This window comes from Microbacterium sp. Kw_RZR3 (genome assembly GCF_029222405.1).
GTDB lineage: Bacteria > Actinomycetota > Actinomycetes > Actinomycetales > Microbacteriaceae > Microbacterium.
Window position 1 is genome coordinate 1 of record NZ_JARHXC010000139.1, and the last position, 8,557, is coordinate 8,557.

9 protein-coding genes are annotated in these 8,557 nt (G+C 68.6%); 4 read left to right on the top strand and 5 right to left on the bottom strand.

Annotated elements, in window-relative coordinates:
* The 4 genes from P2P98_RS07445 to pgl all read left to right on the top strand — a co-directional run.
* Window positions 1-1,372 (top strand): glucose-6-phosphate isomerase (locus P2P98_RS07445; protein ID WP_275798628.1); only part of this gene is annotated, 1,372 nt, incomplete at its 5' end.
* A 3-nt stretch (window positions 1,373-1,375) separates the two neighbouring features.
* Complete coding sequence (gene zwf, locus P2P98_RS07450; RefSeq protein WP_275798630.1) at window positions 1,376-2,926, top strand: glucose-6-phosphate dehydrogenase; 1,551 nt, start codon at window positions 1,376-1,378, stop codon at window positions 2,924-2,926.
* On the top strand, window positions 2,923-3,870 hold the full coding sequence (locus P2P98_RS07455; protein WP_275798632.1) for a glucose-6-phosphate dehydrogenase assembly protein OpcA: 948 nt from the start codon (window positions 2,923-2,925) through the stop codon (window positions 3,868-3,870). The genes zwf and P2P98_RS07455 overlap by 4 nt, the downstream gene beginning before the upstream one ends.
* Entirely contained in the window at window positions 3,867-4,658 is a 792-nt protein-coding gene (gene pgl, locus P2P98_RS07460; RefSeq protein WP_275798634.1) for a 6-phosphogluconolactonase, read from the top strand. The genes P2P98_RS07455 and pgl overlap by 4 nt, the downstream gene beginning before the upstream one ends.
* Before the next feature lie 80 nt (window positions 4,659-4,738).
* Here the strand turns inward: pgl and P2P98_RS07465 are convergent, their stop codons facing one another.
* The 5 genes from P2P98_RS07465 to gap form a co-directional block, all read right to left on the bottom strand.
* Window positions 4,739-5,092 (bottom strand): RNA polymerase-binding protein RbpA, encoded by a 354-nt coding sequence (locus tag P2P98_RS07465; protein ID WP_013586743.1) that lies wholly within the window; start codon window positions 5,090-5,092, stop codon window positions 4,739-4,741.
* A 1-nt stretch (window position 5,093) separates the two neighbouring features.
* Complete coding sequence (gene secG, locus P2P98_RS07470; RefSeq protein ID WP_013586744.1) at window positions 5,094-5,342, bottom strand: preprotein translocase subunit SecG; 249 nt, start codon at window positions 5,340-5,342, stop codon at window positions 5,094-5,096.
* Between the two features lie 114 nt (window positions 5,343-5,456).
* Complete coding sequence (tpiA, locus tag P2P98_RS07475; RefSeq protein WP_275798640.1) at window positions 5,457-6,245, bottom strand: triose-phosphate isomerase; 789 nt, start codon at window positions 6,243-6,245, stop codon at window positions 5,457-5,459.
* Window positions 6,236-7,450: a phosphoglycerate kinase gene (locus tag P2P98_RS07480; protein WP_275798642.1), complete on the bottom strand. Its 1,215-nt coding sequence runs from the start codon at window positions 7,448-7,450 to the stop codon at window positions 6,236-6,238. Before P2P98_RS07480 ends, tpiA begins: the two co-directional genes overlap by 10 nt.
* A gap of 6 nt (window positions 7,451-7,456) precedes the next feature.
* Entirely contained in the window at window positions 7,457-8,467 is a 1,011-nt protein-coding gene (gene gap, locus P2P98_RS07485; RefSeq protein WP_275798644.1) for a type I glyceraldehyde-3-phosphate dehydrogenase, read from the bottom strand.
* Window positions 8,468-8,557 lie beyond the last annotated feature (90 nt).

Here is an 8,557-nt window from a genome sequence, read left to right on the forward strand (position 1 = left end):
CGGCATGGGCGGGTCGTCGCTGGCGCCGGAGGTCATCGCCCAGTCCGCCGGCGTCCCGCTGGTGATCCTCGACTCGACCGCCCCCGGCCAGGTGCTCGCCGCGATCGACGGCGACGCCGAAGCGGGCGGGCTCGCGCAGACGCTGCTCGTGGTCTCGAGCAAGTCGGGCTCGACCATCGAGACAGACTCCGCCAAGCGGGCATTCGAGGCCGCCTACCGCGACCTCGGCATCGACCCCGCCGAGCGCATCGTCGTGGTCACCGACCCCGGCTCCCCGCTCGAGCAGGCCGCTCGCGCCGACGGCTACCGCGTCTTCACCGCGGACCCCACCGTGGGCGGTCGCTACTCGGCCCTCACGGCTTTCGGTCTGGTCCCGACGGGTCTCGCGGGCGTCGACATCGAAGATCTCCTGAACGAGGCGGATGCCACCCTCCTCGAGGTCGCCATCGATTCCCCCGAGAACCCGGCGCTCGTGCTGGCCGCGGCGATCGCGGGCGGCGGCGAGCACCGCCGCGACAAGCTCGGCCTTGTGATGGACGACGCTCACCTGCCCGGCCTGCCGGAGTGGATCGAGCAGCTCATCGCCGAGTCCACGGGCAAGCAGGGCACCGGCATCCTCCCGGTCGTCCTCCTCCCGGTGTCTCCCGAGGTCGAATCGACTCCCGACGACCTGCAGGTCGCTCGCTTCGTCGACGACGCCCACAAGCTGCACCTGTTCGAGCATCACCACGGCGAGATCCTCGTCAGCGGTTCACTCGGCGCGCAGTTTGTCGTGTGGGAGTACGCGACGGCGATCGCCGGCCGCATGCTCGGCATCGACCCGTTCGATCAACCCGACGTCGAGTCAGCGAAGGTCGCCACGCGCGGTCTGCTCGACGCGCGACCCGCACCCACTCCCCCGGCGTTCGTCGTCGACGGCGTCGAAGTGCGCGTCTCCGATCCCGCGTTGGCCGTGAGCGGAACCGTCGCGGGCGTCCTCGAGGCGCTGTGGGCGACGGTTCCCGCCGACGGCTACGTCAGCATCCAGGCGTACGTGAACCGACTCGACGTTCCGCAGCTCCACGGTCTGCGCGAACTCGTCGCCGCCGATGCGGGACGCCCCACGACCTTCGGGTGGGGACCGCGGTTCCTGCATTCGACGGGGCAGTACCACAAGGGAGGGCCGGCCAACGGCGTCTTCCTCCAGATCACCGAACGCACCGACGTCGACCTCGAGATCCCGGGGCGCCCGTTCACGTTCGGCGAGCTCATTCAGGCACAGGCTGCGGGTGACGCGAGCGTGCTGGCGGACGGCCACGGCCGCCCCGTCGTCACGCTGACGCTGACCGACCCGCAGCTCGACGTTCTTTCACTCTTCGAGGCGGCACAGTAGAGCATGGTCGTAGAGATCACCCCGGGTCATAACCCCCTCCGCGATCCCGAGGATCGCCGGCTGAGCCGGATCGCCGGCCCCAGCGCACTCGTCATCTTCGGCGTGACAGGAGACCTGTCGCGCAAGAAGCTCATGCCGGCGGTCTACGACCTCGCCAACCGCGGGCTCCTGCCCCCGGGCTTCGCTCTCGTGGGCTTCGCGCGCCGGGACTGGGAAGACCAGGACTTCGCGAAGGTCGTCTACGAGTCGGTCAAGCAGTACGCCCGCACCGAGTTCCGCGAAGAGACCTGGAAGGAGCTCCTCGAGGGCATCCGGTTCGTCCAGGGCGAGTTCGACGACCCGGCGGCGTTCCAGCGTCTGCGCGAAACGGTCGATCGTCTCGACGTGGAGCGCGGGACGATGGGCAACCACGCCTACTATCTGTCGATCCCCCCGAAGGCGTTCCCGCTCGTCACCACGCAGCTCAAGGCCTCGGGCCTCGTCGGCGGAGACGCCGACAAGACGAGCGGGTGGCGACGCGTCGTCATCGAGAAGCCCTTCGGCCACGACCTCGCCTCGGCGCGCGCGCTGAACGAAGTCGTCGAGAGCGCGTTCCCGGCCGACTCGATCTTCCGGATCGACCACTACCTCGGCAAAGAGACGGTGCAGAACATCCTGGCGCTGCGCTTCGCGAACGAGCTCTACGAGCCGATCTGGAACCGCAACTACGTCGACCACGTCCAGATCACCATGGCCGAAGACATCGGCGTGGGTGGACGTGCGGGCTACTACGACGGGATCGGCGCCGCTCGCGACGTCATCCAGAACCACCTCCTGCAGCTGCTCGCCCTCACGGCGATGGAGGAGCCCATCAGCTTCAACGCCGCCGACCTGCGTGCCGAGAAGGAGAAGGTGCTCGCCGCCGTCCGCCTCCCGGAGAACCTCGCGGAGGCGACCGCTCGCGGCCAGTACGCGGGCGGCTGGCAGGGCGGCGAAGAGGTTCTCGGCTTCCTCGAGGAAGACGGGATGAACCCCGAATCGGTCACCGAGACCTACGCCGCGATCAAGCTCGAGATCAACACGCGTCGCTGGTCGGGCGTGCCGTTCTACGTCCGCAGCGGAAAGCGTCTCGGACGCCGCGTGACCGAGGTCGCCGTCGTCTTCAAGCGTGCGCCGCAGCAGTTGTTCTCGCGCAGCCAGACGCAGGAACTGGGGCAGAACGCCCTCGTCATCCGCGTGCAGCCCGACGAGGGCGTCACGATCCGCTTCGGTTCGAAGGTCCCTGGCGACGGTACACAGGTGCGCGATGTGACGATGGACTTCGGTTACGGCCACGCCTTCACCGAGGCGAGCCCCGAAGCGTACGAACGACTCATCCTCGACGTCCTTCTGGGTGACCCGCCGCTCTTCCCCCGCCACGAGGAGGTCGAGCTCAGCTGGAAGATCCTCGACCCCATCGAGGAGTTCTGGGCCGCCCAGGGCGGTCCGCTCGAACAGTACTCGCCCGGATCGTGGGGCCCGTCGTCCGCCGACGAGCTCCTCGCCCGCGACGGCCGCACCTGGAGGCGCCCGTGATCATCGACCTGCCCGACACCACCGTCAGCGCGATCTCGAAGAAGCTCGTCAGCGTCCGCGAAGAAGGCGGAGCCGTCGCTCTCGGGCGCGTCCTGACCCTCATCATCGTCACCCACCACGGTGCCGAGGAAGAGGTCATCGAGGCCGCGAACGACGCCTCGCGCGAGCACCCGATGCGCGTCATCGCCGTGCTCTTCGGGGACGAAGACGAGGCTCCCCGTCTCGACGCGCAGATCCGCGTCGGCGGAGACGCCGGCGCGAGCGAGGTCGTGGTGCTGCGCGCCCACGGCGCCGCGGGCTCCAACGCCGAGAGCCTGGTCACCGGGCTTCTCCTCCCGGATGCGCCCGTCGTGGCGTGGTGGCCCGCCGACGCCCCCGAGAACCCCTCGAGGTCGGCGATCGGGCGCATCGCGCAGCGGCGCATCACCGACGCTTCGTCGCAGGAGGATCCTGCCGCCTGGGTCGCCCGCCTGGGCGAGCACTACGCGCCCGGAGACACCGACTTCGCCTGGACGCGTCTCACGCGGTGGCGTGAGCAGCTCGCGGCGGTGCTCGACCAGCCCCCGTACGAGCCGGTCACGGCCATCGAGGTCAAGGGCGCGGCGGACTCCCCGTCGACGGCCCTGCTCGCCGCGTGGCTCGGCCTCAAGCTCGAAGCCCCCGTCGACTACACCTATCTGTCGCCGGACGAGTGGGCCACCGGCATCAAGTCGGTCCGCCTGACCCGTGAGAGCGGCGACACGCTCCTCGAACGGCCCGAGCCCGCGGTCGCCGTGCTGACCCAGCCCGGCCAGCCCACGCACGACCTCGCGTTCCCACGGCGGACGCTGCGCGAGTGCCTCGCCGAGGAGCTCCGTCGCCTCGACCCCGACGTGCTCTACGGCCGCGTCATCACCGAGTGTGCGCACCTTCTGCGCACGGCGGATGAGCGGAGCGACGCATGAGCGAGAACGGTGCGTCCAAGCGCGTCATCATCAAGCGCGACCCCGACACCCTGGCCGAGTACGTCGCGACGCGGTTCGTGAACCGCATCGTCAAGCGCGTGGCCGAGGGCAAGCGCATGCATGTGTGCCTCACGGGGGGAACGATGGGCGGCGCGGTCCTGCGCACCGCCGCGCGCGACCCCCGCGTCGCCGAGATCGACTGGTCGCTCGTGCACTTCTGGTTCGGCGACGAGCGCTTCGTGCCGCGCGACTCCGACGACCGCAACGAGAAGCAGGCGCGCGAGGCGTTCCTCGACCGTCTCGACATCCCCGCCGCGAACATCCACGCTGTCGCGTCGTCGGACGAGGGTCTCGACTTGGATGCCGCCGCCATCGCGTACGCGGACGAGCTCGCGCAGTTCGCCCCCTCCGACCGCAGCGAGACCGGCCCGTGGCCCTCGTTCGACATCTGCTTCCTCGGTGTGGGGCCGGACGCGCACATCGCTTCGCTCTTCCCCGACCGTTCCGAGATCTCGGTGACAGATCGCGCGACGGTGCCCGTGCGCGACTCCCCCAAGCCGCCGAGCGACCGCGTCTCTCTGACGCGACCGGTCATCAACTCGTCGAAGCGCGTGTGGATGGTCATCGCCGGAGCCGACAAGGCCGCCGCGCTCGGTCTCGCCCTCGCCGGTGCGAGCTACCAGAGCGTTCCCGCCGCGGGAGCCAAGGGTCGTCGTCGCACCGCGTTCTTCGTCGACGAGTCGGCCGCCGATCAGGTTCCCCCGCAGCTCATCGATCGCGAGTACTGACCCTCTCGCACGTCGACAAGAAAGAGACCGGATGCCATCGGCATCCGGTCTCTTCTCGTTCTCGCGAAGGCGGGCGGACGTTACTGTCCGCGGCGCTCGCGCAGCTGCTGCAGCGCGTCGTCGAGGAGCGACGCCGCTTCCTCGTCGGTGCGGCGTTCCTTCACGTACGCGAGGTGCGTCTTGTAGGGCTCGGACTTCGCGAGAGCCGGAGGGTTGTTCTTGTCGCGGCCGGCGGGGAGGCCGGAGTGCGGTGAGTCGATGGTCTCGGGGATCTCGTCGTCCGGGATCCCGGCGGCGAAGTACCGCACCGTCTCGTTACCGAGGGCGTCCCAGTACGAGACCGCGACGCGATCGGCGTGGAAACCGTGGTCCTGCTCACCCATGGGGCCGGCGCCCACCCGGGAGCCGCGAATCGCGTTGCCGCCAGTAGCCATGTCAGATCTCCGCGAACTTGGTCAGCAGACCGAGGCCGACGATGGTGACGAACCACACCAGCGCGAGCACGATCGTGAAACGGTTGAGGTTGCGCTCCGCGAGTCCGGACGAGCCGAGGGCGGAACTCATCCCGCCGCCGAACATGTCGGAGAGACCGCCACCGCGACCCTTGTGGAGCAGGATCAGCAGGGTCAGCAGGAGGCTGGTGACGCCCAGCAGCACCTGCAGGACGAACTCGAGAATCTGCACTGTCGAAAGCCTTTCGCGAGCGACCTGGTCGGCCGCACAAGCGTCAAGTATACGGGGAGGCGGGGCGGACACACGGATGCCCGCGACGAAGCGCCGCGGGCATCCGGTACGGGGTCAGACCCCGACGTGCTTCTGGTAGCGGATGATCGCGGCGAACTCATCGACGACGAGGCTCGCTCCACCGACCAGGGCGCCGTCCACATCGGGCTCGCGCATGAACGCGGCGATGTTGTTCGACTTGACTGATCCGCCGTAGAGCACGCGCGTGCGCGCTGCCGCGTCGGCACCGAGCTTGTCTGCCACGACGGCGCGAAGCTTCGCGCAGACCTCCTGCGCCTGGTCGGGCGTTGCCGCCTGGCCCGAGCCGATGGCCCAGACCGGCTCGTACGCCACGACGATGTCGGCATCGGATGCCACGCCTTCGAGCGCGACCTCGAGCTGGCCCACGGGCACGGCGCTCGCGCCGAACTTCTCGAGGTCTTCCGACGTCTCACCCACGCAGATCACCGGGACGAGACCGTGACGGAGAGCCGCCTGGGTCTTGGCCGCGACGACCTCGTCGGTCTCGTGGTGGAACTGGCGGCGCTCCGAGTGACCGATGATCACGTAGCGCGCGTTCAGCTTCGCGAGGAACTGACCCGAGATCTCACCGGTGTACGCACCGGAGTCGTGGGCGGACAGGTCCTGACCGCCGAGAGCGAACTCGATCTTGTCGGCATCCAGGAGAGTCTGCACGGTCCGCAGGTCGGTGAAGGGCGGGAAGACCGCCACCTCGACACTGCCGTTCTCGTGCTTCGCTTCCTTCAGCGTCCAGTGCAGCTTCTGGACGAACGCGACCGCCTGCAGGTGGTCGAGGTTCATCTTCCAGTTGCCGGCGATGAGGGGGGTTCTGGTCACTGCCATCCGAGGACCTCCAGTCCGGGGAGCTTCTTACCTTCGAGGAACTCCAGGCTGGCACCGCCACCGGTGGAGATGTGACCGAACTGGTCGTCCGCGAAGCCGAGCTGTCGCACGGCAGCCGCGGAGTCGCCGCCGCCGACGACGCTGAGACCGTCGACCTCGGTGAGCGCCTGCGCGACGGTCTTGGTGCCGGCCTCGAACGCCTTCATCTCGAACACGCCCATCGGGCCGTTCCAGAAGACGGTGCGGGATCCGCGGATCGCGTCGGCGAACAGCTCCGCCGTGCGAGGACCGATGTCGAGGCCCAGGCCGGACGCGCCGAAGGGTGTGTCCTCCAGCTTGTCGGCATCGGCCACGACGTGCTCGGCGTCCGCCGAGAACGAGGCCGCGACCACGGCGTCGACCGGAAGCACGATCTCGACGCCGCGCTCCCGCGCCGTGGCGAGGTAGCCCTTCACCGTGTCGATCTGGTCCTGCTCGAGCAGGCCCGAACCGACCTTGTGCCCCTCGGCGACGAGGAAGGTGAACATCATCCCGCCGCCGACGAGAAGCTTGTCGACGCGCGGGAGCAGGTGCTCGATGACCCCGAGCTTGTCGCTGACCTTCGAGCCGCCGAGGACGACCGTGTACGGACGCTCGGGGTTCTCGGTCAGGCGGTCGAGGACCTCGAGTTCCTTCTGGATGAGAAGGCCCGCGGCGGACGGCACGATCTGGGCGAGGTCGTAGACGCTCGCCTGCTTGCGGTGCACGACACCGAAGCCGTCCGACACGAGAGCGTCGCCGAGACGGGCGAGCTCCCGGGCGAACGCCTGGCGTTCGGTCTCGTCCTTCGAGGTCTCCCCCGCGTTGAAGCGGAGGTTCTCGATGACGGCGACCTCACCGTTCTCCAGAGCGGCCACGGCATCCTGAGCCGACTCGCCCACCGTGTCGCGTGCGAACGCGACGGGCTGGCCGAGCAGCTCGGAGAGGCGCTGCGCGACCGGCTCGAGCGAGTACTTCGGGTCGGGCGCGCCGTCGGGACGGCCCAGGTGCGAGCACACGACCACACGCGCGCCGGCGTTGATCAGTGCGTTGAGAGTCGGCAGCGACGCCCGCACGCGGCCATCGTCCGTGATGACGCCGTCCTTGAGAGGAACGTTCAGGTCACAACGGACGATGACGCGCGTGCCGGCGAGCGACCCCAGCGAATCGAGGGTGCGCAGAGCCATGAAGGGTTACAGGCGCTCGGCGACGTACTCGGTGAGGTCGACGAGGCGGTTCGAGTAGCCCCACTCGTTGTCGTACCACGACGACACCTTGACGAGGTTGCCGCTGACGTTGGTCAGCTCCGCGTCGAAGATCGACGAGTGCGGGTTGCCCTGGATGTCGCTCGAGACGATCGGGTCCTCGGTGTACTGCAGGATGCCGTTGAGGCGACCCTCGGCAGCGGCCTGCTTGTACACGGCGTTGATCTGGTCGGCGGTCAGGCCCTCGGTGGGCGTGACGATGGTGAGGTCGACGATCGAGCCGGTGGGGACCGGAACGCGGTACGACGAGCCGCTGAGCTTGCCGTTGAGCTCGGGGAGCACAAGGCCGATGGCCTTGGCCGCACCGGTCGAGGCGGGGACGATGTTGATCGCGGCGCCGCGGGCACGACGGAGGTCGCTGTGCGGACCGTCCTGCAGGTTCTGGTCGGCGGTGTACGCGTGAGCGGTCATCATGAAGCCACGCTCGATGCCGAAGGCGTCGTTGAATACCTTCGCCAGCGGGGCGAGGCAGTTCGTGGTGCACGAGGCGTTCGAGATGATGACGTCGGTCTCGGGGTTGTACGTCTCTTCGTTCACACCCATGACGATCGTGGCGTCGTCACCCGTGGCCGGAGCCGAGATGAGGACCTTCTTGGCGCCACCGGCGACGTGCTTCTTGGCGTCTTCCGCCTTGGTGAAGCGACCGGTCGACTCGATGACGATGTCGACACCGAGCTCGCCCCAGGGGAGGTTGGCGGGGTCGCGCTCTTCGAAGACCTTGATGGTCTTGTCGCCGACGGTGATGGAGTCTTCGGTGTACGAGACGTCCTCGGCGAGAACGCCGCCCACGGAGTCGTACTTGAGGAGGTGCGCGAGGGTCTTGTTGTCGGTGAGGTCGTTCACCGCCACGATTTCGAGGTCGGCACCCTGCGCGAGAGCCGCGCGGAGGTAGTTGCGTCCGATACGGCCGAAGCCGTTGATTCCGATCTTGACGGTCACGGAATATCTCCTGAATCAGTTGTGCGCGAGAAGCGCGTGATTGCGGTGTTCGCTAGCGGACAACGGCGTCCCGGTGGGGTGTCCCACCGG

What these genes read in the sequence shown, in the direction of transcription:
- zwf (WP_275798630.1), top strand. Translation starts at nt 1,376, where the DNA reads ATGGTCGTAGAGATCACCCCGGGTCATAACCCCCTCCGCGATCCCGAG.
- pgl (WP_275798634.1), top strand. Translation starts at nt 3,867, where the DNA reads ATGAGCGAGAACGGTGCGTCCAAGCGCGTCATCATCAAGCGCGACCCC.
- P2P98_RS07465 (WP_013586743.1), bottom strand. Translation starts at nt 5,092, where the DNA reads ATGGCTACTGGCGGCAACGCGATTCGCGGCTCCCGGGTGGGCGCCGGC.
- tpiA (WP_275798640.1), bottom strand. Translation starts at nt 6,245, where the DNA reads ATGGCAGTGACCAGAACCCCCCTCATCGCCGGCAACTGGAAGATGAAC.
- P2P98_RS07480 (WP_275798642.1), bottom strand. Translation starts at nt 7,450, where the DNA reads ATGGCTCTGCGCACCCTCGATTCGCTGGGGTCGCTCGCCGGCACGCGC.